Source organism: Pelomonas caseinilytica, from assembly GCF_021353235.1.
GTDB lineage: Bacteria > Pseudomonadota > Gammaproteobacteria > Burkholderiales > Burkholderiaceae_C > Pelomonas > Pelomonas caseinilytica.
This window is the reverse complement of sequence record NZ_JAJTWT010000004.1, coordinates 38,380-64,187: the sequence shown is the minus strand read 5'-3', so window position 1 is coordinate 64,187 and position 25,808 is coordinate 38,380. Positions and strand designations below refer to the sequence as shown.

General features: G+C 70.6%; 24 protein-coding genes and 1 tRNA gene. 17 read left to right on the top strand and 8 right to left on the bottom strand.

Annotated elements, in window-relative coordinates:
* Positions 1–8: 8 nt before the first annotated feature.
* The 4 genes from LXT12_RS10910 (at position 9) to LXT12_RS10895 (ending at position 2,149) form a co-directional block, all read left to right on the top strand.
* Positions 9–779, top strand: a complete 771-nt coding sequence (locus tag LXT12_RS10910) for a cytochrome c1 (RefSeq protein WP_233391927.1) — start codon at positions 9–11, stop codon at positions 777–779.
* A 138-nt stretch (positions 780–917) separates the two neighbouring features.
* Positions 918–1,535: a glutathione S-transferase N-terminal domain-containing protein gene (locus LXT12_RS10905; RefSeq protein ID WP_233391925.1), complete on the top strand. Its 618-nt coding sequence runs from the start codon at positions 918–920 to the stop codon at positions 1,533–1,535.
* Positions 1,535–2,047 carry a ClpXP protease specificity-enhancing factor gene (locus tag LXT12_RS10900; RefSeq protein WP_233391923.1) on the top strand — a complete coding sequence of 171 codons (513 nt, stop codon included), beginning with the start codon at positions 1,535–1,537 and terminating at the stop codon, positions 2,045–2,047. Before LXT12_RS10905 ends, LXT12_RS10900 begins: the two co-directional genes overlap by 1 nt.
* A gap of 26 nt (positions 2,048–2,073) precedes the next feature.
* Positions 2,074–2,149 (top strand) — tRNA-Thr (locus LXT12_RS10895).
* A 31-nt stretch (positions 2,150–2,180) separates the two neighbouring features.
* Here the strand turns inward: LXT12_RS10895 and LXT12_RS10890 are convergent.
* Positions 2,181–2,519 (bottom strand): hypothetical protein, encoded by a 339-nt coding sequence (locus LXT12_RS10890; RefSeq protein ID WP_233391921.1) that lies wholly within the window; start codon positions 2,517–2,519, stop codon positions 2,181–2,183.
* A gap of 175 nt (positions 2,520–2,694) precedes the next feature.
* Between LXT12_RS10890 and secA the strand changes: the two genes are divergently transcribed.
* From secA to LXT12_RS10870, 4 genes are all read left to right on the top strand, one after another.
* Positions 2,695–5,439 (top strand): preprotein translocase subunit SecA, encoded by a 2,745-nt coding sequence (secA, locus tag LXT12_RS10885; RefSeq protein WP_233391919.1) that lies wholly within the window; start codon positions 2,695–2,697, stop codon positions 5,437–5,439.
* A gap of 229 nt (positions 5,440–5,668) precedes the next feature.
* Entirely contained in the window at positions 5,669–6,190 is a 522-nt protein-coding gene (locus tag LXT12_RS10880) for a hypothetical protein (protein WP_233391917.1), read from the top strand.
* 27 nt (positions 6,191–6,217) lie between these two features.
* Positions 6,218–6,880: a PEP-CTERM sorting domain-containing protein gene (locus LXT12_RS10875; protein WP_233391915.1), complete on the top strand. Its 663-nt coding sequence runs from the start codon at positions 6,218–6,220 to the stop codon at positions 6,878–6,880.
* A gap of 248 nt (positions 6,881–7,128) precedes the next feature.
* A complete protein-coding gene (locus LXT12_RS10870; RefSeq protein WP_233391913.1) occupies positions 7,129–7,821 on the top strand; it encodes a hypothetical protein in 693 nt (230 codons plus the stop codon).
* A gap of 119 nt (positions 7,822–7,940) precedes the next feature.
* On the opposite strand, the gene LXT12_RS10865 is transcribed toward LXT12_RS10870, so the two are convergent.
* The 4 genes from LXT12_RS10865 to LXT12_RS10850 all read right to left on the bottom strand — a co-directional run bounded on the left by LXT12_RS10865 (position 7,941) and on the right by LXT12_RS10850 (position 11,505).
* Positions 7,941–9,737: an ATP-binding response regulator gene (locus LXT12_RS10865; RefSeq protein WP_233391911.1), complete on the bottom strand. Its 1,797-nt coding sequence runs from the start codon at positions 9,735–9,737 to the stop codon at positions 7,941–7,943.
* Positions 9,734–10,339, bottom strand: a complete 606-nt coding sequence (locus tag LXT12_RS10860) for a response regulator transcription factor (protein WP_233391910.1) — start codon at positions 10,337–10,339, stop codon at positions 9,734–9,736. The genes LXT12_RS10865 and LXT12_RS10860 overlap by 4 nt, the downstream gene beginning before the upstream one ends.
* A gap of 45 nt (positions 10,340–10,384) precedes the next feature.
* Positions 10,385–10,735, bottom strand: a complete 351-nt coding sequence (locus LXT12_RS10855; RefSeq protein WP_233391907.1) for a hypothetical protein — start codon at positions 10,733–10,735, stop codon at positions 10,385–10,387.
* A 185-nt stretch (positions 10,736–10,920) separates the two neighbouring features.
* The gene (locus tag LXT12_RS10850; protein WP_233391905.1) at positions 10,921–11,505 is read right to left on the bottom strand and encodes a PEP-CTERM sorting domain-containing protein; all 585 of its coding nucleotides are present in this window, start codon (positions 11,503–11,505) and stop codon (positions 10,921–10,923) included.
* A 271-nt stretch (positions 11,506–11,776) separates the two neighbouring features.
* Between LXT12_RS10850 and argJ the strand changes: the two genes are divergently transcribed.
* Both argJ and LXT12_RS10840 read left to right on the top strand, forming a co-directional pair.
* Positions 11,777–13,006, top strand: coding sequence for a bifunctional glutamate N-acetyltransferase/amino-acid acetyltransferase ArgJ (gene argJ / locus LXT12_RS10845; RefSeq protein WP_233391904.1), 1,230 nt, complete (start codon positions 11,777–11,779; stop codon positions 13,004–13,006).
* 110 nt (positions 13,007–13,116) lie between these two features.
* Positions 13,117–15,243 carry a prolyl oligopeptidase family serine peptidase gene (locus tag LXT12_RS10840; protein WP_233391902.1) on the top strand — a complete coding sequence of 709 codons (2,127 nt, stop codon included), beginning with the start codon at positions 13,117–13,119 and terminating at the stop codon, positions 15,241–15,243.
* A gap of 118 nt (positions 15,244–15,361) precedes the next feature.
* Here the strand turns inward: LXT12_RS10840 and LXT12_RS10835 are convergent, their stop codons facing one another.
* The gene (locus tag LXT12_RS10835; protein WP_233391900.1) at positions 15,362–16,669 is read right to left on the bottom strand and encodes a hypothetical protein; all 1,308 of its coding nucleotides are present in this window, start codon (positions 16,667–16,669) and stop codon (positions 15,362–15,364) included.
* 58 nt (positions 16,670–16,727) lie between these two features.
* Complete coding sequence (locus tag LXT12_RS10830) at positions 16,728–17,387, bottom strand: alpha/beta hydrolase (protein ID WP_233391898.1); 660 nt, start codon at positions 17,385–17,387, stop codon at positions 16,728–16,730.
* Between the two features lie 51 nt (positions 17,388–17,438).
* Here LXT12_RS10830 and LXT12_RS10825 point away from each other — a divergent pair, with 51 nt between their 5' ends.
* From LXT12_RS10825 to LXT12_RS10795, 7 genes are all read left to right on the top strand, one after another.
* Positions 17,439–18,110: a histidine phosphatase family protein gene (locus LXT12_RS10825; RefSeq protein ID WP_233391897.1), complete on the top strand. Its 672-nt coding sequence runs from the start codon at positions 17,439–17,441 to the stop codon at positions 18,108–18,110.
* A gap of 125 nt (positions 18,111–18,235) precedes the next feature.
* Positions 18,236–18,763, top strand: a complete 528-nt coding sequence (locus tag LXT12_RS10820; RefSeq protein ID WP_233391894.1) for a PEP-CTERM sorting domain-containing protein — start codon at positions 18,236–18,238, stop codon at positions 18,761–18,763.
* A gap of 145 nt (positions 18,764–18,908) precedes the next feature.
* Positions 18,909–20,141, top strand: a complete 1,233-nt coding sequence (locus LXT12_RS10815; protein WP_233391892.1) for a class I SAM-dependent methyltransferase — start codon at positions 18,909–18,911, stop codon at positions 20,139–20,141.
* A gap of 30 nt (positions 20,142–20,171) precedes the next feature.
* On the top strand, positions 20,172–20,819 hold the full coding sequence (locus tag LXT12_RS10810; protein ID WP_233391890.1) for a dihydrofolate reductase family protein: 648 nt from the start codon (positions 20,172–20,174) through the stop codon (positions 20,817–20,819).
* A 124-nt stretch (positions 20,820–20,943) separates the two neighbouring features.
* Positions 20,944–21,210, top strand: a complete 267-nt coding sequence (locus LXT12_RS10805) for a hypothetical protein (RefSeq protein WP_233391887.1) — start codon at positions 20,944–20,946, stop codon at positions 21,208–21,210.
* Between the two features lie 90 nt (positions 21,211–21,300).
* Complete coding sequence (locus tag LXT12_RS10800; RefSeq protein WP_233391885.1) at positions 21,301–22,359, top strand: DUF5694 domain-containing protein; 1,059 nt, start codon at positions 21,301–21,303, stop codon at positions 22,357–22,359.
* 155 nt (positions 22,360–22,514) lie between these two features.
* Positions 22,515–25,145 carry a winged helix-turn-helix domain-containing protein gene (locus tag LXT12_RS10795; RefSeq protein ID WP_233391884.1) on the top strand — a complete coding sequence of 877 codons (2,631 nt, stop codon included), beginning with the start codon at positions 22,515–22,517 and terminating at the stop codon, positions 25,143–25,145.
* On the opposite strand, the gene LXT12_RS10790 is transcribed toward LXT12_RS10795, so the two are convergent.
* A complete protein-coding gene (locus tag LXT12_RS10790) occupies positions 25,112–25,792 on the bottom strand; it encodes a hemerythrin domain-containing protein (protein ID WP_233391882.1) in 681 nt (226 codons plus the stop codon). The two genes, LXT12_RS10795 and LXT12_RS10790, sit on opposite strands and share 34 nt — an antisense overlap.
* Positions 25,793–25,808 lie beyond the last annotated feature (16 nt).

Genomic DNA, 25,808 nt, shown 5'->3' with positions numbered 1-25,808 from the left:
GAACACCAATGAAAAAGCTGATCGCCATCCTCCTGGCTTCGCTGAGCCTGGCCGGTGCCGCCCATGCCAATACCGGCGGCGTCGAGTGGGACAAGTTCCCCAAGGAAAAGATGTCCGACATGGCGGCGCTGCAAAACGGCGCCAAGATCTTCGTCAACTACTGCCTGAACTGCCATTCGGCGGCCTACATGCGCTACAACCGCATGCGCGACATCGGCCTGTCGGAAGTCGAGATCAAGGACAACCTGCTGTTCGCGGCCGAGAAGGTCGGTGAGACCATGAAGGTCAGCATCGACCCCAAGGAAGCCAAGGCCTGGTTCGGCGCCCAGCCGCCCGACCTCTCCGTCATCGCCCGCTCGCGGGCCGACGGGGCCAAGGGCTCGGGCGCCGACTACCTCTACACCTATATGCGGAGCTTCTACCGCGACGACACCAAGGCCACGGGCTGGAACAACCTGCTCTTCCCCAGCGTCGCCATGCCGCACGTGCTGTGGGAGCTGCAGGGCCAGCGGGCCGCCAAGTTCGAGGAAGTGGCCGACCCGCACGACCACGAGAAGAAGGTCCACGTCTTTGCCGGCTACGAGCAGCTGACCCCCGGCAAGCTGACCGAGCGCCAATACGACGATGCGGTGGCCGACCTGGTCGCCTATCTTCAGTGGATGGGCGAGCCGGCGCAGGCCAAGCGCTTCCAGCTCGGCGTCATCGTGCTGATCTTCCTGGGCTTCCTGACCGTGTTCGCCTGGCGCCTGAACGCCGCGTACTGGAAGGACGTGAAGTAAGCCTGCCAGTCCCGGTGCCGCTTCACGGCGGCGCCGAACCACGCAGTGGGGCGCGCTACCGGCCACCCACTGCGTTTGCTTTTTCAGCGCGGCACCCGCCGCGCGTTTCGATTGATTGACCCCTCGGGAGCCCAAGCCATGATGGTCCTCTACTCCGGCACCACCGACCCCTACTCGCACCGCTGCCGTTTCGTGCTGTTCGAGAAAGGCATGGACTTCGAGATCCGCGACGTCGACCTGTTCGCGAAGCCTGAAGACATCGCCCTGATGAACCCGTACAACGAGGTGCCCATCCTCGTCGAGCGCGACCTCATCCTGTACGAATCGCACATCATCAACGAGTACATCGACGAGCGTTTCCCGCACCCGCAGCTGATGCCCGGCGACCCGGTCGCCCGCGCCCGCGTGCGCCTGTTCCTGCTGAACTTCGAGAAGGAGCTGTTCGCCCACGTGAACGTCCTGGAGGGCCGAGGCGCCACCGCCAAGGCGACCGACAAGCAGCTCGAGAAGGCCCGTTCGCAGATCCGCGACCGCCTGACCCAGCTCGCGCCCATCTTCCTGAAGAACAAGTACATGCTGGGCGACGACTTCTCCATGCTCGACGTGGCCATCGCCCCGCTGCTGTGGCGCCTGGACTACTACGGCATCGACATGTCCAAGAACGCGCTGCCGCTGCTCAAGTACGCCGAGCGCATCTTCTCGCGCCCCGCCTACATCGAGGCGCTCACGCCCTCCGAGAAGGTCATGCGACGCTGATGGACCAGACGCCCGCTTCGACCGGCTCCGGCGGCGGCACGTCCACCCGCCCCTACCTGATCCGTGCCCTGCACGACTGGTGCACGGACAACGGCTTCACGCCCTACATCGCGGTCCACGTCGACCGCTCGGTGCAGGTGCCGATGGAGTACGTGTCCAACCACGAGATCGTGCTGAACATCGGCTTCGACGCGACCAGCGGGCTGGACCTCGGCAACGACTTCATCCAGTTCAAGGCTCGCTTCGGCGGCGTGGCCCGCGAGATCATCGTGCCGGTGGATCACGTCGTGGCCATCTACGCCCGCGAGAACGGCCAGGGCATGGCCTTCCCGGCGCCCGAGCCCCTGGCCGAAGGCGCCAACCCGCCCGTGCCGGCCGCCGCGGGTCCGGCCGAGCCTCGCCGCAGCGGGCTGCGCCTGGCCACCGACACCAGCGATGACGAGGGTGACGACACGCCGCCGCCCGACGGCCCTGGCGCCGGCCCGCGCCCGACTCTCAAGCGAGTGAAGTGAGGTCGGCCTAGAATCGCCAGCCTTCAGCCGGCTTAGCTCAGTTGGTAGAGCAACCGCCTTGTAAGCGGTAGGTCATCAGTTCGAATCCGATAGCCGGCACCAACACCCCAACCCACGGCTCGCCGTGGGTTTTCTATTTCTGGACCAGCTTGACGCGGATGCGCCCCGGCAGGCCGGCCTGGGCCAGCAGGGCTTCCAGCCGCGGCAGCAGGTGGCGCAGCTTGGCCGCCACGGCGGCGTTGGCGGCCAGCAGGCTCCAGCCGTCCTCGTCCAGCGGCCCCGGCTGCACGCTGGCCGCCAGCGGGCCGGGCAGGGCGGGCGCGATGATGCGCAGGCGCCGGCGCGAGGCCTCCAGCCGCGCGCCCAGCTGGCTCAGGCCCTCGTGGGCCCGCATGGCCTCGGCCACCGGCGTCGGCGAGGGCACACTGGCCCGATGGACCTTGGGGCCGAGATATCGCGGGGCGGAGGACATGGCCGCAGTGTAGTGAGCGCCGCCCGGCCGCGGCGATGCGTGGGGGCCCGCTGCTAAACTGCGCCGTTTTGCGCGACCAGGCAAACCCGTGTTGCATTGGCTCGCCGCGCCCCCAGATTCGCGCCTTCCACGCCGGGCCTGCCCCGCCGGCGCCCGCAGCCTTCACCACCGCAGCATGTTGCCCAAGCTTCTCACCTCGATTTTCGGTAGCCGCAACGAGCGCCTGCTGAAAACCTACCGCCGCACCGTTCAGCAGATCAACGCGCTGGAGCCGAAGTACGAGGCCATGAGCGACGACGAGCTGCGCGCCCAGACCGCCAGCTTCCGCGAGCGCCTGGCCGGCGGCGAGACGGTGGACGACATCCTGCCCGAAGCCTTCGCCGTCTGCCGCGAAGGCGGCAAGCGCGCCCTGAAGATGCGCCACTTCGACGTGCAGCTCATCGGCGGCATGGTGCTCAACGCCGGCAAGATCGCCGAAATGCGCACCGGCGAGGGCAAGACGCTGATGGCCACGCTGCCGGTCTACCTGAATGCCCTGACCGGCAAGGGCGTGCACGTCGTGACGGTGAACGACTACCTCGCTCGCCGCGACGCCGAGTGGATGGGCAAGCTCTACAACTTCCTCGGCCTGTCGGTGGGCATCAACCTGCCCAACATGCCGCGCGAAGAGAAGCAGACCGCCTACGCCGCCGACGTCACCTACGGCACCAACAACGAGTACGGCTTCGACTACCTGCGCGACAACATGGTCTACGAGACCCAGGACCGCGTGCAGCGCGGCCTGGCCTACGCCATCGTCGACGAGGTGGACTCCATCCTCATCGACGAGGCGCGCACGCCGCTGATCATCTCGGGCCAGGCGGACGACCACACCGACGTCTACCTCAAGATCAACGCCGTCGTGCCGGGCCTGAAGAAGCAGATCGGCGAACTCGACCCGCGCACCGGCGAAGGCGTCATCGAGCCGGGCGACTTCACGGTGGACGAGAAGTCCCACCAGATCCACCTGACCGAAGAGGGCCATGAGAACGCCGAGCGGCTGCTGAGCCAGGCCGGCCTCATCCCCGAGGGTGCCAGCCTCTACGACGCGGCCAACATCACGCTGATGCATCACCTCAATGCAGCGCTGCGGGCCCACCACGTCTACCACCGCGACCAGCACTACGTCGTCCAGAACGGCGAGGTCATCATCGTCGACGAGTTCACCGGCCGCCTGATGTCGGGCCGCCGCTGGAGCGACGGCCTGCACCAGGCCGTTGAGGCCAAGGAAGGCGTGCAGATCCAGGCCGAGAACCAGACGATGGCCTCGATCACCTTCCAGAACTACTTCCGCATGTACGGCAAGCTGTCCGGCATGACGGGCACGGCCGATACCGAGGCCTACGAGTTCCAGGAGATCTACGGCCTGGAGACCGTCGTCATCCCGCCGAACCGGCCCACCATCCGCAAGGACGAACTCGACCTCGTCTACAAGACCGACAAGGAAAAGTACGCCGCCGTCATCGAAGACATCCGCGCCTGCCACACGCGCGGCCAGCCGGTGCTGGTGGGCACGACCTCCATCGAGAACTCGGAGCTGATCTCCCAGCTGCTGACCCAGGCCAAGCTGCCCCACCAGGTCCTCAACGCCAAGCAGCACGCCCGCGAGGCCGAAATCGTCGCCCAGGCCGGCCGCCCGGGCATGATCACCATCGCCACCAACATGGCCGGCCGCGGCACCGACATCGTGCTGGGCGGCAACGTGGAGAAGCAGGTCCAGTTCATCGAGGCCGACGAGAGCATCCCGGCCGAAGAGAAGGCCCAGCGCATCCAGCAACTGCACGACGAATGGCAGGGCCTGCACGACAAGGTCAAGGCCGAGGGCGGCCTGCGCATCATCGCCACCGAGCGCCACGAGAGCCGCCGCATCGACAACCAGCTGCGAGGCCGTTCGGGCCGCCAGGGCGACCCGGGCTCCTCGCGCTTCTACCTGTCGCTGGACGATGCGCTGATGCGCATCTTCGCCGGCGAGCGGGTGCGCGCCATCATGGACCGGCTCAAGATGCCCGAGGGCGAGGCCATCGAGGCCGGCATCGTCACCCGCTCCATCGAGGGCGCGCAGCGCAAGGTCGAGGCGCGCAACTTCGACGTCCGCAAGCAGCTGCTCGAGTACGACGACGTCGCCAACGACCAGCGCAAGGTCATCTACCAGCAGCGCAACGACATCCTCGAGGCCGAGAGCCTCGAGGCGCAGATCGCCTCGCTGCGCGAGTCCACCCTCACCGACGTGGTGCGCACCTTCGTCCCCGCCGAGAGCCTGGAGGAGCAGTGGGATCTCGCCGGCCTGGAGCAGGTGCTCGGCAGCGAATGGCAGATCGATCTGTCGCTGACCGACCTGGTCAAGAAGAGCGACTCCATCAGCGACGAGGACATCGTCGAGGCCGTCGTGAAGGCTGGCGACGCGCTGTTCCAGAGCAAGCTCGACCGCGTCGGCCTGGAGCAGTTCAACCCCTTCATGCGCATGGTGCTGCTGCAGAGCATCGACCAGCGCTGGCGCGAGCACCTGGCCGCGCTGGACTACCTGCGCCAAGGCATCCATCTGCGCGGTTATGCCCAGAAGAACCCCAAGCAGGAATACAAGCGCGAGGCCTTCGAGCTGTTCTCGCAGATGCTCGACCTCGTGAAGATGGAGGTCACCCGCACCCTGCTGAACGTGCGCATCCAGACCCAGGAAGAGGCCAACCAGGCCGCCGAGGCCATGGAGCGCCGCGCCGAGGCCGTGTCCAACGTCACCTACCAGCATCCCAACGAGGACGGCTCGGTCAGCCAGGACGTCGACCCCGAGACCCTGCTGGCCCAGTACGGCCACGTCGGCCGCAACGACCCCTGCCCCTGCGGCAGCGGCAAGAAGTTCAAGCTCTGCCACGGCAAGCTCGCCTGAGCCTGCAGTCGACCGATGCGTTACGGGCCGGCCTTCGCCGGCCCGTTTTTCTTGGTGCGGCGGGTCCTGCCACCCCACTCATCCAGGGGGAAAAGCGTGCGTTTGAGCACATCGCAGGCCCCGCGCCACGCGCATGAGGGGTGCTCGCCGCGCGTTCACCCCCCTAGAGTGCAGTCCATTCCCCGGTGAAACCCCGGGTAGACCTGGATAGAGAACCCGAAAGCCCACCATGAAACCGTTGACCGCAGCCCTCGCCGCCCTGAGCCTGGCCCTGGCCGCCGGCACCGCCGCCGCCGCGCCCGTGTCGCTGAGCTTCAGCGACAACGGTATCAAGTCCGACGGCAACGACATCGCTGCCTTCAACGACAGCTTCAGCTTCCTGCTGAACGCGCAGACCCTGCTCGGCGGCACCATCACCACCCACACGCCCGAGGCCAGCGGCCCCTGGGTCAACATCACCTCGGCCTACCTGGAGGCCGCCGGCGGCCAGACCTACCAATTGGTTGAGACCCATGGCGTCAACTGGGATGCGGACGAGTTCGGCGTCGAGACCTGGACGTTCAATCCCATGTGGCTGTCGGCCGGAAGCTGGGAACTGCACGTCATCGGCGAGGGCTACGGCGTCAAGGCGCCCGAAGGGTTCACGGCCGCCCTGAACGGCCGCGGCAACGAACTGCCCGAGCCGGCCGCCCTGTCGCTCGTGGCCGTCGCACTGGCCGGTCTCAGCATGGCCCGCCGCCGCAGCCGCTGAACCACCGAATCAAAGGAGCCGTACCTCATGTTCAAGCCCCTCGCCTTCGCCGCCGCCGTGCTGGCCGCCACGCCCTCCTTCGCCGACGTGAGCATCAAGTTCGTCAGCAAGGACGCCGCCGACCCCGTGCTCACCACCTCGGTGACGACCGACTACGCCACGGGTGCGCTCAACTACCTGAACGCCGCCACCGGCAGCTTCCAGGCGTACTGCATCGAGCCCGCCCAGCCCTTCGCCATCTCCGCCAAGGGTTTCAAGACCTACTCGGTCGGCAGCTTCACCGGCACGCAGGCCAGCCTGCTGCAGGGCCTGTATTCCAGCAGCTTCGGCTCGGTCCACACCGGCAACCAGCAGGCCGCCTTCCAGCTCGCGGTCTGGGAGATCGTCAGCGAGACGAGCGGCACCCCGCTGAAGATCGCCACCGGCGCCGACCAGGGCAGCTTCTACCTGGCCAGCACCGATGGCGCGGCCAACGCCGTCCAGGCCCTGGCCACCCACTACCTGAGCGCCGCGCAGAGCTACAGCGGCCCGTCGCTGTACAGCCTGACCAAGCTCAGCAACGCCAGCTACCAGGACCTCGTGGTCGCCACGACCGTCACCGCCGCCGTTCCCGAGCCCGAGACCTACGCCCTGTTCCTGAGCGGCCTGGGCTTCGTCGGCCTGCTGGCCCGCCGCCGCCTGCCGCGCTGATCGAACGGCATCGCCTCGGAAGGCCCCTGCGGGGGCCTTTCGCGTTCCTGGGCGCCATAACGGCGCAGTTGCACTCGACCCATTGCCCCTCCGGTGCCAATTCCGGCTGAGCTGCCCCTAAGGGCAGGGGCGGGCGCAGACGAGGGTTTCGACGCTAGATTGCAGGGACGGGCACGCAGAGGTGCTGCCGCAGGTGAGGCCGGGCGTGCTCGCCATCGCAGATGAACGGGATCGGTTGGACACCAGTCATGGCTTTCGGCTCAGCGGCACGCAAGATCTGGCGGGGAGGCGTCAGTCCGAGGTTCGACGGATGCTGGGTCGCCCTCGCGTTCTGCGTCGCCACCGCCGTGGTGCCATCGACCCGCGCCGACGTCTGGAAGTGCAGCCGCGACGGCCGAACGCAGTATGCGGACCAACCTTGCCAAGAGGGGGCGAAGGGCAGCCAACTCCCTCAGCGCTCGCTCCAGGGCAATGTGATCGACGTGGGCCGTCCGGCCGCGTCCTTGCACGCGAGCGTCCTGCAGAGTTCTCCGCTGGTGCGCGCCGAGTTCGGGGCGGCACCCGTGCTTCCTGCGAACGTGTGCCCCTCGGATCGGGACATCGCGTCGATGGAGACCACCGCAAATTCGACCACGCTGCCAGCGGACGCGAAGCGTTTCGTGCAGGACGAGATCCGTCGTGCCCGGCAATGTCAGAAGGGCCAGGGGCGCTATTCGGCGGCCGACTGGGCGATCAGTCGTGAAGCGGTCGCGGCGCAGAGCAGTCTGTCGGGCGCCGCCGACGCCCGCGTCCGCAGCGAGTCGATGCACAGCGCGGCGAATCCAGCCGAAGGCGAGCTCATCGCACGGCGTCGCGACGCTGAGGCGAGAGGCCGCCGGCAGCCAAATCGGCCGGTGGCCGAGCCACGCGCCGTTGGGCCGGCCCTGCCGGTGCTTGATTGAATCCAAGGACGTTGACCTTGCAGACGACGCCTTGTCCTGCTGGCGTGCCGCCGCGCCGAGGGGGCGCCTGCGCCGCAGAGGGCGTCGCGGCGACTGATGCCGAGCCATCGCCCCTCGGGTCAGGGACGGGGCGTCGCGAAGGCCTGCGCCAGGAACGCGCGCAAGCGAGCCGGTGCGACGGGTTTGAGGAGCAGCGGCAGTCCGGTCGCTCGCGCGGCCTCGACGGCCGGCCCGCCGGTCGACCCGGTCAGGAACGTGACGGGCACGGCGTCGCCCCAACGCTCGCGCAGACGCTGCACCACCTCCGCGCCCGAGGTCTCCCCGGGCAACGCCAGATCGGCAATCACGGCATCCGGCGACCCCATGGCCTCGGCGGCAGACAGGGCGTCGGCACCGCTGCTCGCGAGCACGACTTCGCAGCCCCAGGCCTGCAACAGCCGCTGCAGGGCGTCGGCGATGGCCGGATCGTCCTCGACCGCCAGCACGCGGCGGCCGGCAAAGGCGGCTGGCTGGGCATCCTGGCCGGCTCGCGCGATCCGCTGGGGAAGCTCGCAGCGGGGCAGGCGCAATGTGAACCGGCTGCCCTCACCCGGGACGGAATGCACGGTGACTTCGATGTGCAACTGCGCCGCGAACCGCTGCACCGTCGCCAGCCCGAGCCCCAGCCCCAGCCCTCGGCGGCGGTCGCGACCCGGGTTGTCCACTTGGTAGAAGGGCTCGAAGATGCGCGGCAGCTCGTCGGCAGCGATGCCGATGCCCGTGTCTTCCACGTGCAGGTAGACGGCGCCCGTGCGTTCACGGGCCGTGCTGACGCGCACGTGTCCGCTCGGCGTGTAGCGCACGGCATTCGACACCAGGTTGGCGACGATGCGGGAGAACATGCCGCCGTCGCTGAACACGCCGACGTCCTGCACTTCGATGTCGAGTTGCAGGCCCTTGGCCGACGACAGCGCGACGAATGGACGGCAGCAGTCCTCGATCAGCGGCCGAAGGGCAAGCGGTGCCAGACGGGGCGTCCTGGGCTCGGTGTTGTCCCGGGTGAGTTCGATGAGGTCGTCGACCACGTCGCCCATGCCCTCCGTGCAGCCCTCCAGGCGCTCGGCAAGCGACTGCATCTCCTCGGAGCCGGGCAGTGACCTCAGGGCCTGGATCAGCAGCCCCATCGCGTGCAAGGGCTGGCGCAGATCGTGGTTGGCTGCGGCGAAGATGCGGGTGCGTGCCCGTCCGACTTCTTCGAGCCGCGCACGTGCGATCTCCCCTCGCTGGAGTTCCTCCCTCAGCCGGGCCGCGAGGTCGGCATTGCGGGCGCGCTCAAGTTGCGCGTCACGCAGCGCCCGGGACAGCGACAGGCCGCTCACGCCTGCATACAGGCCGATGATGATCATGAGCAGCCCGAAGCCGGTCCCGATCCAGAAGTCGCGCAGCACCAGCGGGGCGAGCACCAGCGCCACGAAGGCGAACGTCACGCGATCGAAACCCGCCAGCCTTGTCGCCCCACCGATCGCCACGGCGGCCAGCGTGACGTGAAGGATGCCCTCGGACGACGGCGACACCGACTCGCCCAGCAGCAGGGGCAGGCTGCCCCAGCAGGCAGCGAAGGCGAGATTGGAGCCGAGGATGAAGACGGCCCAGGCCACGCTCAGAGTCATGTGGCCACCGCGCAGCAGCCACAGCGTCCACCCTGCCAACCTCACCAGCACGACCGCGCCGATCCAGCACAGCCACAACGCCGTCTCCGGAGCTTCGGGCCCACGGCCGTATTCCGCATACAGGATGGCGACCCCGAGCAGCCCCAGGCTCCAGCCCCAGGGTGTGGCCCTGAACATCGAGACGAGTTGCTCCCGTTCGACTTCTCCGCCAATCAGGGCTCGCGCCCAGGACGGGGCGCTGAATCGGTCGCTTTCGCCGATCTTCACAGCAGCCCGTGTTCGCGGGCCTTCACCAGCAGGTGCGTCCGGTTGCGGGCGTCAAAGGCCTGCAGCAGTGCGGTGATGTGCAGCTTCACGGTTCGTTCGGCGATGCCGAGTTGGTCGGCGATCTGCTTGTTCAGCCGCCCCTTGGCAATCAGGGCGAGCACCTCCATCTGCCGCGCCGTCGCGCTTGCGACCGGTGCGGCCGGTGCGCGCGCGCCGTCCGGCTCGTCGAAACATTCGCCGCCATCGAGCACCCGCTCCAGCGCGGCCAGGATGGCCTCGGCCGAGTGCTGCTTGCCCAGACAGCCCACTGCACCTGCCGCGCGCGCCTGGCACACGAGGTGTCGCACGTCCTCCCCCGTGATCAGCACGCGGGCGACCAGCGGGAACCGCCGGCCAAAGCTGGCCAGGGCGGCCAGGCCATTCTCGCCAGCCAGGCGGTAGTCGATCAGTGCGATATCGAGACGGTCGTCAGCCGCGGCCAGCTTCAACCCGGCATCCAGCGTCGGGGCGGTGCGCACGCGCACCGTGGGACGCACCACCTCCAGGGCATGGGCGAATCCGGCCCCGAAAAGGGGATGGTCATCGATGAGCAGGAGGTGCATGCCACCCAGTATGTCGCAGGCCTCGAGCCGTCGCCCCGCGTCGCATCAGCACTTGCCGGCAGCCTTGCTCAAGGCATCGCAGACCGGCTTGGCGGGCGCCGCACCTCCCTTCATGGCCGTGCAGATCGCGTCCGAGTGGGGTGTCTGGCCAAACGACATGGCACGCTGGAAGGCGGTGGCCGAATACATGTAGCAGCGGTAGGTTGCACCGGACTTTCCGTTCACGGTGAAATCGATGCGTCCCGCATCGCCCTCCACCCGATCAGCAACGGTGAAGGAGCCAAGCGGCAGGCCGGTTGCTTGAGAGGCCCGTTGCTCGATGCCGCCTGGGGTGATGACGGCGGCACAGCCGACGGAGATTGCAGCGAAGGCGAGACACGAGAGGGCAGTTTTCATGGAAGGTCGCGTCGGCATGGTGTGGAGAGGTTGAATTCGGCAGCCTGCTCGATCAGGCAGGTCGATCAGAAGATGTCGACGTTAGGAGGGCGCCCGGCCAGCTTCAATAGCACCAAAGGGCATGACGGCCGGGCGGTTCGGGCCGGCAGCGCCAAGGCGGCCCCTGCGACGAGGGCAAGGGAGGGTCAATCGCCGTCGCGCGCAGCCCCTTTCCCCTGCAGGCGCCGCAAGCCCAGCAGGCCCAGGCCGCCAACCATCAGCGTCCAGGTGGCCGGGTCGGGGACACTGCTGACGGGCATGCGCTCGTACGTCAAGTCGTCGATCGAGAAGCCTTCCAGCCCGCCGTGGATCTGGATGGCGTCCACCGGACCGTGATAGCTCGACGCCAGCCACGCCATTGCCAGCGGCGCATACGGGTCCGCGATGCTGGCCACGGGCGCGCCGTGGTACCAGAGATCAAGGGCCGGGGACGGCGGATCGTCCTGCGGGGCCGCGTAGGACTTGTAGTAGACGCCTTCGAAGCGCACCGGCCCGCCCAGGAAGGTCAACATGCCACCATGGCCATAGAAGGATTTCAGCCCGTTGCCACCCAGGTCGGCGTCAGAGATGCCAGGGCCACCGAGCGCTGACCATCCGGCCAGCTCCCCATAGCCGTCGGCCAGATCGTTGGGAGCGATGTCCTCGAACGTGACGACATGGCGCGTCTGTGCCGCGGCGGAAAGGCTCAGGCAGAACAGGGCACAGGCGGCCCAGCGCGAGCGGCGGGTCATGGTTGCTCCAATAGAGAGTTCAGCATGACCGGCAGGATGCCTAACGGCGCGGCGGTACGCATCTGCCCCTTCGGGCGAGCCCCCCTGTGTCAGTGGCCCCCCACACGGGCGTGGCCGGCCGCGGCTTGCAGCGATGCCCGCCGCGATTGCCGATGCGCTGCGCGACAGGGCGGGGCGCATGCCCGGCGAGACGTCCATGCGGAGCCTTCGGTGCGCTCGTCGGGGTGGTTCCTACAATCCGCGCGCAGTCCTTCCACCTCCTGAGCGCGCCATGCCCGTCAACCTCTCCGCCCCCGATCCCGCCAACCTGTTGCCCGTGCCGGGCGTGCGCCTCGGCGTGACCATGGCGGGGGTGCGCAAGGCCAACCGCCGCGACCTGACCGTCATCGCCCTGGACGAAGGTGCCGCCGTGGCCGGCGTGTTCACCAGCAACCGCTTCTGCGCCGCGCCGGTGCAGGTCTGCCGCGAGCACCTGGCCGCCGGCTCCGCCGTCCGCGCCCTCGTCGTCAACACCGGCAACGCCAATGCCGGCACCGGGGCGGACGGCCTGGCCCGCGCCCGCCAGACCTGCCAGGCCCTGGCCGGCCTCATCGGCTGCGCGCCCGAGCAGGTGCTGCCTTTCTCGACCGGCGTGATCATGGAGACCCTGCCCGTCGACCGCATCACCGCCGGCCTGCCCGCGGCGCTGGCCGCCCTGCGCGAAGACGGCTGGGCCGAGGCCGCCGCCGGCATCATGACGACGGACACCCTGCCCAAGGCCGCATCGCGACGCATCAGCCTGGGCGGCCTGCCCGTCACGCTCACCGGCATCTCCAAGGGCGCCGGCATGATCCGCCCCAACATGGCCACCATGCTCGGCTTCGTCGCGACCGACGCCAACATCGCCCCGGCCCTGCTGCAGCCCCTGGTCAAGGCCGCTGCTGACGCGTCGTTCAACCGCATCACCATCGACGGCGACACCTCCACCAACGACTGCTTCATGCTGGTCGCCAGCCGCAAGTCCCGGCATGCCGAGATCACCTCGCTCGACAGTGCCGACGCCCGCGCGCTGACCGACGCCCTGGTGTCCCTGGCCCAGGAGCTGGCCCAGGCCATCGTGCGCGACGGCGAAGGCGCCACCAAGTTCATCACCATCACCGTCGAGGGCGGGCGAGACGAAGCCGAGTGCAAGCTCGCGGCCTATGCCATCGCCCACTCGCCCCTGGTCAAGACCGCCTTCTTCGCCAGCGATCCCAACCTCGGCCGCATCCTCGCCGCCGTCGGCTACGCCGGCATCGCCGACCTCGACCAGGGCCTCATCGACCTGCACCTGGACGACGTCCACGTCGTCACCCGGGGGGGGCGTCGCCCCGAGTACCGCGAGGAGGACGGCCAGCGCGTCATGAAGCAGGCCGAGATCGGCATCCGGGTCGGCCTCAACCGGGGCGCCGCCAGCGCGACGGTGTGGACCTGCGACCTCAGCCACGACTACGTCAGCATCAACGCCGACTATCGCAGCTGATCCCGTCCAGGCTCCGGGTTATTGCTGTCAGGGCTTCATCGCATGACCATCGGTGGCCGCCGCGGGCGGCCCCGAGAATCGGCGCCTTGTCGAATCCAGGACTCCGCCTGATGAAGCTCACCCTGTCCGCCCTGACCCTTGCCGCCGTGTTCGCCACAAGCGCCCAGGCCCAAGGCCTCGCCTACCCCGCCACCCGCAAGGTCGACCAGACCGACACCTACCACGGCACCGCCGTCGCCGACCCCTACCGCTGGCTCGAAGACGACAACAGCGCCGAGACCAAGGCCTGGGTCGCCGCGCAGAACGAGGTCACCGACAAATACCTCGCCGCCATGCCGCAGCGGCTGCCGACCCGGCGCATCTACACCGAGCTCTACAACTTCGAGCGCTTCGGCATTCCCTTCTCCGAAGGTGGTCGCTACTTCTGGTCGCGCAACGACGGCCTGCAGCAGCAGAACGTCATCTACACCGCCAAGTCCCTGCAGGACAAGCCGGTCGTCGCCCTCGACCCCAACCTGCTGTCCAAGGACGGCACCGTCGCCCTCTCGGGCCTCGTGCCCTCGCGCGACGGCAAGCTGCTGGCCTACGGCACGGCCGGCGCCGGCTCCGACTGGCAGACCTGGAAGGTGCGCGACCTCGCCACCGGCCAGGACCTCGCCGACCGCCTCGAGTGGGTCAAGTTCAGCAACGCCGCCTGGACGGCCGACGGCAAGGGCTTTTTCTACGCCCGCTACGACGCTCCCAAGGAAGGCGAGAAGCTGACCGGCGCCAACTACTTCCAGAAGCTCTACTACCACCGCCTGGGCACAGCGCAGGCCGAGGACGTCCTGGTCGTGGAGAACCGCGACGACAAGGAGTGGGGCTTCGGCGCGGAGGTGTCCGACGACGGCCGGCTGCTGCTCATCAACGTCTGGAAGAGCGCCGGCAGCAAGAACGGCCTGCTGGTCCTGCCCTTGCCCAAGGGTGCCTTCGCCGGCGGCAAGCCCCAGCCCGTCACGCTGGACTTCGATGCCCAATACACGCCGGTGGCCGCCGTGGGCGGCAAGCTCATCGTCAAGACCGACAAGGGCGCGCCGCGCGGCAAGCTCGTCGCCATCGACCTCAAGCACCCGGCGCCTGCAGGCTGGAAGACGCTGGTGGCCGAAGGGCCGGACGCGATGACGGGCGCCTCCGCCGTTGGCGGCCGCTTCCTGCTCAGCTACCTGCACGACGCCGCGACGCTGGTGCGCGTGCACGCCCCCGACGGCAAGGCCCTGTCCGAGGTCAAGCTGCCCGGCGTGGGCACCGCCAGCGGCTTCGGCGGGCGCTGGAGCGACAAGGAAACCTTCTTCAGCTACACCAGCCTCACCAACCCCGCCGAGATCTACCGTTACGACGTCAAGACCGGCGAGGCCTCGTCCTTCAAGCAGCCCAAGACCGCCTTCAACCCCGACGACTACGAGACCCGCCGCGAGTTCGTCACCAGCAAGGACGGCACCCGCTTCCCCATCTTCATCGCCGCGAAGAAGGGCCTCAAGCTCGACGGCAGCAACCCTACGCTGCTCTACGGCTACGGCGGCTTCGACATCGCCATCACGCCGGCCTACAACGTCACCGCCGCCACCTGGCTGAAGATGGGCGGCGTCTACGTGCTGGCGTCCATCCGCGGCGGCGGCGAATACGGCTCGGCCTGGCATGAGGCCGGCACCAAGCTCCGCAAGCAGAACGTCTTCGACGACTTCATCGCCGCAGGCGAGTGGCTGGTCAAGAACAAGGTCGCCAGCCCTGCGACCCTGGCCATCAACGGCGGCTCCAATGGCGGCCTGCTCGTCGGCGCGGTCACCAACCAGCGGCCCGACCTGTTCGCCGCCGCCGTGCCCCAGGTCGGCGTGATGGACATGCTGCGCTACCAGCGCTTCACCATCGGCTGGGCCTGGGCCACCGACTACGGCACCAGCGACGACCCGGCGATGTTCAAGGCCCTCTACGCCTACTCGCCGCTGCACAACATCAAGAGCGGCACCCGCTACCCGGCCGTGCTCGTCACCACCGGCGACCACGACGACCGCGTCGTGCCGGCGCACAGCTTCAAGTACGCCGCCACGCTGCAGGCCGCCGACACCGGCCCCGCCCCCAAGCTCATCCGCATCGAGACCAATGCGGGCCACGGCGCCGGCAAGCCCACCTCCAAGATCATCGAGGAGCGCAGCGACATCCTGGCCTTCATCGCCCACACCATGGGGCTTGAAGTGAAATAGACCACCCCCGAGGCGCTTGACGCGCCTCCCCCTCAAGGGGGCGCAGCCCATGGCCCGGCAAAGCCGGTTCCATGGCTGCTGCTGGAAGGGCAGCCGGCCTTGCGGCTGCCCGGCCCGTTCAGAAATTCACCGCCTTGGTCTTGAGGCCGCGCGCCACCAGCGTCGCGTTGATGAGCTGCGCCTGTTCACGGCTCGGGAAGGGCCAGATCGTCGCGCGCCAGCCTTCGGGGGTCTGGATGACGTCGGCCTGCAGGGCTTCCGGGTGGCTGTGCACGCCGACGAGACCGGCCTTCATCTTGGCCAGCAGGGCCTCGGCCTCGGCCTTGCTGCCCGGTGGGCCGACCAGGGCGACGACGACCTGGTTCGGCGACTGTGCGAGGCGGCTCAGCCGCGGGTCGGCGGGCTCGGGCCTGCTGGCGGCCCGCGCGGAAGCGGCGAGTTCGTCGGTGGGCTTGGCGGCCTTGGCCGGGGCCTCGTCGGCGGCCGTGCCCACCGGCTTGTCCGCGGCCTTTTCGCCAAGCTTTTCGCCGGCCGTCGCTGCCGACTTCTCACTCCGCAGCAGCGGTGGCCGCTTGATGCCGTCGGACCGCTCCACGAGATGGGGACGGATGTCGGGCGGCGGCGCTTCGCCCGCCGGTTCGCTGGCGGCATCGGTCGGTGCCGACGCGGCTGGCGGCGCAGAAGCCGCCTGCGCGGCAGACGCCGGTGCGGAGGGCGCCACCACCGGCCGGGCCGGCAGGGCGGCCGGTGCCGAGGCCGGCGCGGAAGCCGCCGGGGCCGGTGCCGGCACCGGCTCGGCTGCACGGCGCGGCCACAGGGCCCACGTGCCTGCGCCGGCCATCAGGGCCAGCACGGCAGCGGCGGCGCCAAGGCGGATGGGGTCCCAGAGTCGGCGGCCGATGATTTCCGACGGGATGCCGCGGCCGGTGAGCACGCGGGTGCGGCTGCTGCCGACGTCGATGCCGGCCGTCATCAGATAGAGCTCGAAGGGCCAGCCGGCATGGCTGCTGGCCAGGGCCTCGTCGATCACGATGACCCGCCAGGGCCGCGTCTCGGGCGTGGCCGGCGGCTCCGCAAAGCCGTGGGCGAGGGCGAAGCGTTCCACCTGGGCCGGGCTCAGTCCCGGCAGGAATTTCTCGTTGAAGGCGCGCCACTGGGTGCGCGGGCGCCGGGCGACGCGGCCGGGCAACTGCTTCAGGCGCTGCATCCAGACCGCCCAGCGCGACAGCGGCGGCGAGCCGTGCAGTTCGTCGAAGGCGCTGACGACATCGGTCAGCACCGGCTCGACGACGCCCTCCGTCTGCGCCGACGCGCGCACGAAGGGCAGGGCGACCACCCCGATGGTGTGGACATCGCCCACGGCGATGCGCCGCGCAAGCGGGTGGCGGTTGTGCCAGTCAACGATCTGTTCGGCCAGGCGCTCCATGACTCATCGATCTTCGCCGAGCCGCGCAGCAGGCGTCCGCGCGAACAAGGCCTGGAACTCAGCCCAGTTGCTCGAGCAGCCAGGCGTTCAGGTCGTCGATCTCCTCGATGCAGACCGAATGCGGCATCGGGTACTCGTGCCACTCGACCGGGTGGCCCAGGGCGCGCAGCGTGTCGCGGCTGGCCGTGCCGCGCACGGGCGCGACGACGGGGTCCTGGCTGCCGTGGGCCATGAAGATGGGCAGGTCGGCATTGGCCGCCGAGCGCTCTGCGGCCGTGGTGTCGGCCAGCGGCAGATAGCCCGACAGCCCGACGGCGCCGCCCAGCCGCTCGGGGTAGCGCAGGGCCGTCATCAGTGCCATCGCGCAGCCCTGGGAGAAGCCGGCGACGACGATTCGCCCGGCCGCCACGCCGCGCTGGCGCTCGCGGTCGATCAGCCCGGCGATCTGCCGCTGCGACTCGCGCAGGCCGGCCTCGTCCTCGCGCCGGACGAGGTCGGTGCCGAGGATGTCGTACCAGGCCCGCATCACGTAGCCGCCGTTGATCGTGACGGCGCGTTCGGGCGCATGCGGGAAGACATAGCGCACCGGCCCGATCGCCGAGAGGTCGAGCTCGCCGCAGATCGGGACGAAGTCATGGCCATCGGCGCCCAGGCCGTGCAGCACGATCAGCGAGGTGCGCGGCTCGGGGCCGGTTTCGATCTCGTAGGTTTCAAGCATGGCGTCATTGTCGCGACAGCTGCGCCGCCCCACCGCCTTCATGATGCGGGCATGGGAAGCCTCTACCTCGTCCGCCACGGCCAGGCCAGCTTCGGCGCCGCCGACTACGACCAGCTCAGCCCGCGTGGCCGCGAGCAGTGCCGCCTGCTGGGCGCCTACTGGCGCGAGCGCGGCCTGCGCTTCGACGCCGTCTTCACCGGCACGCTGCGCCGCCACGCGCAGTCGCTGGCCGGCATCGTCGAGGGCTACGGCGAGGACCTGCCCGCCACCGCCCTGCCGGGGCTGAACGAGTACGACAGCGAGGCCGTCGTGCGCGCCATCCACCCCGGGCCGCTGGCGCCGCCGACCGACCCCGAGACCGTCAAGCAGCATTTCCGGCTGCTGCGCCAGGGCCTGCTGGCCTGGATGCGCGGCGAGGTGCGGCCCGAGGGCATGCCCACGCACGCCGACTTCGCCGCCGGCGTCGCCGACGCCCTGGCCCGCGTGCTGGCCCTCGGCGTGGGCCAGCAGGCCCTCATCGTCTCCAGCGGCGGCCCCATCGCCACGGCGGTGGCCCAGGTGCTGGCCGCGCCGCCGGAGACCTTCGTCGAGCTGAACCTGCGCATCCGCAACTCGGCCGTGACCGAGTTCGCCTTCAATCCCAAACGCCACCATCTGGTGACATTCAACACCTTGCCTCACCTCGACACGGCCGAGACCCGGGTCCATATCACTCACGCCTGAGCCGGCGGCGCAACTGGCCCGATCGGGCCATGGCTCCGGGGCGCAAGCTGGCTCCCACGGGCGATGTGCGGCGCCGGCTCGGCCGGCACGATGGCGGCTTCCCAACCACCATCGAATGGTCCGTCATGTCCGCCCTGCGTCTCGCCTCCCTGACCGCCCTCGTCGCCGCCGTCGCGGCCCTCGCCCAGCCCGCCCAGGCCCAGAGCTTCTCCTTCAGCCAGGGCGGCTATGCCGACGGCGCCGTGCTGACCGGCCACTTCGCCGGCACCGACCTCGACGGCGACGGCTGGCTCTACGGCTACGAACTGACCGAGTTCGAGCTGCACTGGTCGGGCAACCGCGCGGTGGCCGCCTTCAGCCACGGCTTCGACGACCGCGCCGGCCTGGAGTTCAACGTCGCCGAGCGCCGCATCGACCACATGGCCAGCGTCAGCATGGAGGGCGACAGCGCGCCCCTGTTCCGCTACGACAGCATGGGCTGGCCCAGCTACGGCATTCCGGGCGTCGTCACCGACGAGCGCCTCGGCCTGGCCTCGATGAGCTGGGAGGCTTTGAAGGTGACGGCCGCCGTGCCCGAGCCGGGCAGCACGGCGCTGCTGCTGGCGGGCCTCGGCCTCATCGGCTGCTGGAGCCAGCGCCGACGCGCCGGTTGAAGTGAAGCCTCAAAGCCAACCACGGAGGCACAGAGGCACAGAGGAAACACAGCGCTTTCCTCTCTGTGGCTCTGTGGCTCTGTGGTTGCATTTCCGCATTGGGAGCCGTCCACGGGGGGCAGGTCCGGGCCGACAATCGCGGCCGATGTTCACCCGCCTCGTCACCCCGCCGCCCGCTGCCTCCGCGCCCGCCCACGAGCGCTTCCTGCATCTCGTCCGCCTGGCGCTGGCCGGCGGCCAGTTCGGCAAGCTGCTGCTGTCCGGCCCCGTGGGAGACGATGACGACGTCGAGCGCCTGACCGTACGCGCCATCGAGCTGCGCGGCGAGCCGGCGCTGAGCTTCCTCTGGCGCCACCGCACCCGCGACGTCACCAAGAACCACGCGCCCGATGCCGGACTGGCCGAGATCGCCGCCCTGCTCGGCACGCGCTTTCGCAATGCCCACCTGCACACGGCCACCGAGGAGGTGCAGTTCGCCGTCAGCCGCAAGGGCCGCGAGACGCTGCGCGTGACCCGGCTCGACGCGCCCGAGTCCGCGCCGCCGCCAGCCGCTCACGACAAGGCCAAGCACCGCCCGCTCGACATGGCCCATCCGGTGTGGTCGGCCCTGGGGCTGACGCATCTCGTCAAGGGCGAACCCGCGCTGGTGCCGGCCATGGCGCGCAAGTGGAAGCAAATCAACCGCTTCGTCGAGATCCTCGCCGCCGCGGTTCACGAAGCCGGCCTGCAGGCGCCGGTGCGCGTGGCCGACTTCGGCTCCGGCAAGGGTTACCTGACCTTTGCCGTGCACGACTGGCTGCAGTCCCAGGGCCTTGCGCCGCGCGTGACCGGCATCGAGCTGCGCGACGACATGGTCGGCCTGTGCAACGCCATCATCGCCAACGAGGGCCTGGCCGGCATCCGCTTCGACCAGGGCGACGTGCGCAGCCAGGCCGTGCAGCCGCTGGACGTGATGATCGCCCTGCACGCCTGCGACATCGCCACCGACCACGCCCTGCACGTCGGCCTGCAGTCGGGCGCGCGCATCATCATGAGTTCGCCCTGCTGCCACAAGGAGCTGCGCCCGCAGATGACGCTGCCCCCGGTGCTGCGGCCCATGCTCCAGCACGGCATCCACCTCGGCCAGGAGGCCGAGATGGTGACCGACTCCCTGCGCGCTCTCCTGCTGGAAAGCCAGGGCTACCGCACCCAGGTCTTCGAGTTCATCGCCCTGGAGCACACCAGCAAGAACAAGATGATCCTGGCCGTGAAGGCGCAAGGCCCCGCCGCCGAGGCCCTGGCCGCGCGCCGGCCCGAGCTGCTGGCCCAGGTGGCCGAGATCAAGCGCTTCTACGGCCTGCGCGAGCAGCGGTTGGAGCAACTGCTGGCGGCGGCCTGAACGGCCGGGCCGGCTTTCCTGGAGAACTCCATGTCACGAGTCAAGGTCGCCGCCTTCAGCATCTCCGTCGACGGCTTCGGCGCCGGCCCGAGCCAGAGCCTGGACGAGCCCCTGGGCGTCGGCGGCAAGCGCCTGCACGAGTGGGCCTTCCCGACGCGCACCTTCACGCGCATGTTCGGCGCCGAAGGCGGCAGCACCGGCGTCGACGACCGGTACGCGGCGCGCAGCTTCGAGAAGGTCGGCGCCTGGATCCTCGGGCGCAACATGTTCGGCCCCGTGCGCGGCCCCTGGCCGGACGAGAGCTGGCGGGGCTGGTGGGGCGACAATCCGCCCTACCACGTGCCCGTCTTCGTGCTGACCCACCATCCGCGCGCACCCCTGCAGATGGAAGGCGGCACCAGCTTCCATTTCGTCACCGAGGGCATCGAGGCCGCCCTGGCCCAGGCCAAGGCCGCGGCGGCCGGCCGCGACGTGCGCATCGGCGGCGGCGTGGCCACCATCCGCCAGTACCTGCTCGCCGGCCTCATCGACGAGATGCACCTGGCCGTGTCGCCCACGCTGCTGGGCACCGGCGAGGCCCTGTTCGCCGGGCTGGACCTGCCCGCCATGGGCTGGCGCGTCACGCAGACCGAGACTTCGCCGCAGGCGCTGCATGTGGTGATGACGCTGGAGCGGTGAGCGGCCGGTCCGGCGCCGCTGCATTTCGTCCCGCCGCGCCGGCATTCCATCGCGCGGCCCTCGCGGCGCCCGGCGCGCTTGCAGACACTGCCTGCACTGACCCAGCCATCGACCGGAGCCCGCCATGAACGCCGCCCTCCAGACCCTGCTCATCGCTGCCGCCTCCGTGGCCTCGGCCGCTGCCATCGGCGTGTCGCTGGCCGAGCGGACGGCGACGCCGGCCACCGAGGTGGTGAGGCTGGAGCGCGTCGTGGTCACGGGCTCGCACATGGCTACCGCCGCTCCCGCCGTCGTGGCGCGCCTGCCGCGCGTCGTCGTCGAGCGGCGCCGTGCCGCGCCGGCTGACGACTTCCGGCTCGCGCAGGCCCTGCCCGCAGCGCCGGCCCTCTGAAGACGGCCCGGCCAACGGCCCACGGCCCGCCGCCGGCGGGCCTTGCCTTTTTGCGGCGCCTGACGCGCCACCACCCCTGGGAGATCACGGATGAACAAGCGCATGTGGATGAAGGCCGGCGCGGCCCTGGCCGCCCTGCTGCCGCTGCTGGCGTCGGCCCAGGGCATGCTGAAGGGCCTGGACCGCGGCATGACGGGGCCGCGGGCCCAGGTGCTGGTGCTGGGCACCGTGCACCTCAGCGGCCTGCCCGCGGGCCTGCCGCCCGAGGCGCTGCAGGGCGTGCTGGACCGGCTGGCCGCCTTCCGGCCCGACATCGTCACCATCGAGGCGCTCACCGGCGAAGAGTGCGACCTCGCCGCCCGCCATCCCACGCGCCACGGCATGGACTATTGCGGCAGCACCGACGTCGCCCAGGCCGCCACGGGCCTGGCCGTGCCGGCCGCGCTGGCCGAGGTCGACCGCGCGCTCGCCGCCTGGCCGGCGTCGCCCACGCCGGCGCAGCGGCGGCACCTGGCGGCGCTCTTCCTGGCCGCCAACGACCGCGCCTCGGCCCTGGTGCAGTGGCTGCAGCTGCCCGAGGCCGAGCGCCGGCCGGGCGACGGCCTGGACGAAGCCCTGGTGCAGATGCTGGGCCAGCTCGGCACGCGCAACAACGAGAGCTTCATGATCGGCTCGCGCCTGGCCGCCCGCCTGGGCCTGCAACGCGTGCATGCCGTGGACAACCACACCGGCGACCACATCGTCATCGCCGACGAGCAGGCCTTCGAACGCGAGGTCAGCGGCGCCTGGGCGGCCGGCAAGCCGGCCATGGAGGAGCGGCAGAAACAGGTCAAGGCCCTGTCCGCCGCGGCCGACCTGCTGCCGCTGTACCGCTACGTCAACGAGCCAGGCTACCTGCAGGCGCTCGCCGAGATCAACGTCGCGGCGGCCCTGCGCGCACCCGCACCCCACGGCTATCCGCAGATCTGGGTGGGCGGCTGGGAGACGCGCAACCTGCGCATGGTGGCCAACATCCGCGAGACCTTCCGAGAGCGCCCGGGGGCTCGCGTGCTGTCCATCGTCGGCGCCTCCCACAAGCCCTGGTTCGACGCCTGGCTGGGGCAGTTGCAGGGGGTGGACCTCATCGACGCCGCAGTGGTGCTGAAGTGACACTGCAGCCGGCCCAGCCCCGCGCGCCGAGCGCGGCGCATGTCTGGTCCGCCCCGGCTCGGGAGCGGCCCAGCGCTCGGCCCGTGGCATCCCGGATTTATCCGCCGCGCCCGGCTCTGGCCTTGCGCGGCACAACGGCCCTAGCATTCGCGCCCATGGCACTCGCCCTGACCAAGACCCGCGCCCCGCGACCCCGCGAGGGCCTGCTGTTGCACCGGCCGGCGCTGCTGGCCGCGGTGGGCCGTGCGCTGGACGAGCAGCGCGTGCTGTTGATCAGCGCACCGGCCGGTTATGGCAAGACGGCCCTGCTGACCCAGGTGCTGGCCGAGGCCCCGCCCGACACGGCCGTGGCCTGGGTGGCGCTGGATGAAGGCGACGACCTCGGCCGGCTGCTGGACTGCCTGTTCACCGCGCTGGAGGCCTATGACCTGCCGTGGCGGACGGCACCCGAGGGCCTGCGCGACGCGGCCCTGCGTGGCGGGCCCGACCTCACCGCGGCGGCCGACGCCATGCTCAACGCGTTGGAGGCCTGCGAGGTGGCGCGAGGCCTCATCGTGCTGGACGACGTGCACCACCTCGCCGACGGCGCCGCCCTGCAGTTCCTGGACCGCTGGCTGGCCCGCATGGGCGAGCGCTGGCGCCTGGTGCTGAGCACGCGCCACGAGCCGCCGCTGCGCCTGTCGCGCCTGCGGGCCGCGGGCGAACTGGCCGACCTCGGCCCTGCCGACCTCGCCCTGGCGGAGGCCGAGGTGGCGCAGCTCGCGCAGGCCGCGGGCCTGGACGAGCAGGCCGGCGCCGAGCTCTACCGCCGCAGCCAGGGGTGGCCGGCCGGGCTGCGCCTGGCCCTGGGCCTGGCCCAGCGGGCCGCCCTGCCAGCGGCCATCGACCGTGCCACCTTCGACTACCTTGCCGCCGAGGTGCTGGACCGCCTGGAGCCGGGGCTGCGCGGCTTCCTGCTGCGCACCAGCGTGCTCCACGAGCTGGACGTGGCGCGCTGCCAGGCGCTGGGCGAGGGCGCCCAGGCGGCGGCCTTCCTGGCCGAGATCGAGCGGCTGGCCCTCTTCGCCACCGTCGTGGACCTGGCGCCGCTGACCCTGCGCCTGCACCAGCTCTTCCGCGACATGCTGCAGCAGCGCCTGCGCCTGGAGCAGCCCGAGCTGCAGCTGCAGCTGCTGGAGCGCGCCGCCGCCTTCGAGACCGACGCCCTGCGCCGCCACGGCCTGCTGATGGCGGCCGGCCGGCCCGAGCGCGCGGCCGACCTGCTGCTGGCCGACGGGCCGCTGCTGATGAACCAGCTCGGCGCCCAGGGCCTGCTCGACCTGGCCGCGCGCTTCGACCCCGCCTTCGCCGAGGCCAGCCCCGAGCTGCATCGCGTCAAGGCCCTGGCCCTGTGGGTGCAATGGGAGGCCGAGCGGGCCGAGTTCCACCTCGGCCGGGCCGAGGCGCTGTTCGAGGCGCGCGGCGACGAGGCGGGTCTGCGCATCGCGCGCGCCCACCGCAGCATCCTGCTCATCGCCCAGGGCCGCCTGACCGAGGCGGCCGGCCTGCTGCAGGACCTCGACCCCTTCGGCACCCAGCGCGAGCTCAGTGGCGAGGCGCGGCGCGTGGTGCTGCTGGCGCGCTGCTGGCATGCGCTGGAGAGCTGCCACTTCGACAGCGTGGCGCCGCTGTTCGAGGCGCAGCTGGCCGCGCTGCTGAAGGAGCCCACCGTCGACGCCTGGTACACCGGCGTGCCGGCGCCGCGCCAGATCAGCTGCCGCGGCATGGCCGCGCCCATGGAGCGCTGGTTCCGCGGCGCCGTGCAGGTGGTGGGCGAGCGGCCGCTGCCGCTGGGCGTCATGGCCTACATGGCGCGGGCCTGGAGCCTGTTCTGGCAGGGGCAGGTCGCCGAGAGCGAACAGCACCTGGCCCGCGCCGAGGCCGACGCGGCCTGGTTCGGCCGCCTCGTCATCGCCCGCAACCACGGCCAGGCCCTGCACGCCATGCTGGACCTGGTGCAGGGCCGGCACGAGTCGGCGCTGGCGCTGATGCGGTTGCGCCTGGCCGAGCACGTGCCCGGCTACGGCCGCTGGGGCCTGTGGCATGGCCTCTTCTTCTGCAGCCGCATGGCCGCGGCCTGCGGCGACCGGCCGCTGCTGGACGAGAGCCTGGCCCGGCTCGAGCGCGAAGGCGCCGAGCTGCCCGACCTGACGCCGCCGCACCGCCGCCGGCCCCTGCTCGGGCTGCGGGCCCAGCAGGCCTGGCTGGCGGGACGGGGCGCCGAGGCGATCGCGCTGTGGCGCGAACTGCTGGCCGAAGGAGAGGGCGGCGACCTGCTCGCCCAGCTCGCGGAAGCGCGGCTGCGGCTTGCCGCGGCGCTGCTGGCCGACGGCGAGCGTGCCGCGGCGGCCGAGGCCCTGGCCCCGGCGCTGGCGGGCCACGACCCCGGCGGCCTGCTCTGGGCGGTGCCGCTGATGCGCCGCATGGCCGCCGAGGACTGGGGCGGCCTCATCGACCCGGCGGCCGTGGCCCGGCTGCGCGCCTGGGTCGAGGCGCTGGCGCCGTTGGTGCCCGCGCCGCCCACGCCGGCCGACGACCGGCTGTCGCAGCGCGAATCCGAGGTCATCGCCCAGATCGCCGCCGGCGCCAGCAACAAGCACATCGCCCGCGCGCTGGACCTCAGCCCCCACACCGTCAAGCGGCATGTGGCCAACATCCTCGACAAGCTGGGCCTGAACTCGCGCGGCGAGGCGGCGGCCTGGTGGCGCGAGCGTCAGGCCTCCACCAGGCCGGGCGCAGGCGCCTGAGCGACGGCCCGGCACAGCTTGGCCCAGTCGGTGTCGTTGAGCAGGGGCCGGGCGGCGGCCAGCACGGGCGTCTGCACGGCCGGCGGCAGGCCGCCGACGAGCTGGGCGCGCTCGGCCGGCGTCAGGGCCGGGATCATCCAGCGCAGCGTCTCGCTCATTTCGCGCGGGCCGAGGGTGGCCATGATGCGGCCGTGGATCTCGGCCAGCTCGGCGTCGGTGTAGGCCGCCCAGAGGGCCTGGTTGTGGCGGCTTTCCTCCACGCCCATGTGCTCGAAGTTGTGGGCCACGAAGGCGGCGAAGCGGCGGTACAGGCGCTGGGCGGCGGCAGCCGAGGGCAGGGCGCGCAGGCCTGCGGCTTCGGCGCGCAGGCCGGCGATGGCGTCGAGGTGCTCGTCGTGCTCGGCCTCGATGGCGGCGCTGGCACCGGCGCGGCGAGCCTCGATGGCCGGATGGACGAAGGTGTTCTCCTTCTCCACATGGTGCTCGGCGGCGTCCAGCAGCGCGTCCAGCTGGGCCAGGGCGGCGGCCAGGTCGAGGGGGTCGTCCACGTCCATGCGGCCGAGGTGCTGCAGCGTGTCGCTCATGAAGAGGCGCAGCGCCTTGTGGATATGGGCGTAGAGGTCGAGGCGAGGGGCGTTGGCGGTCATGTGGGGCTCCGTGTCG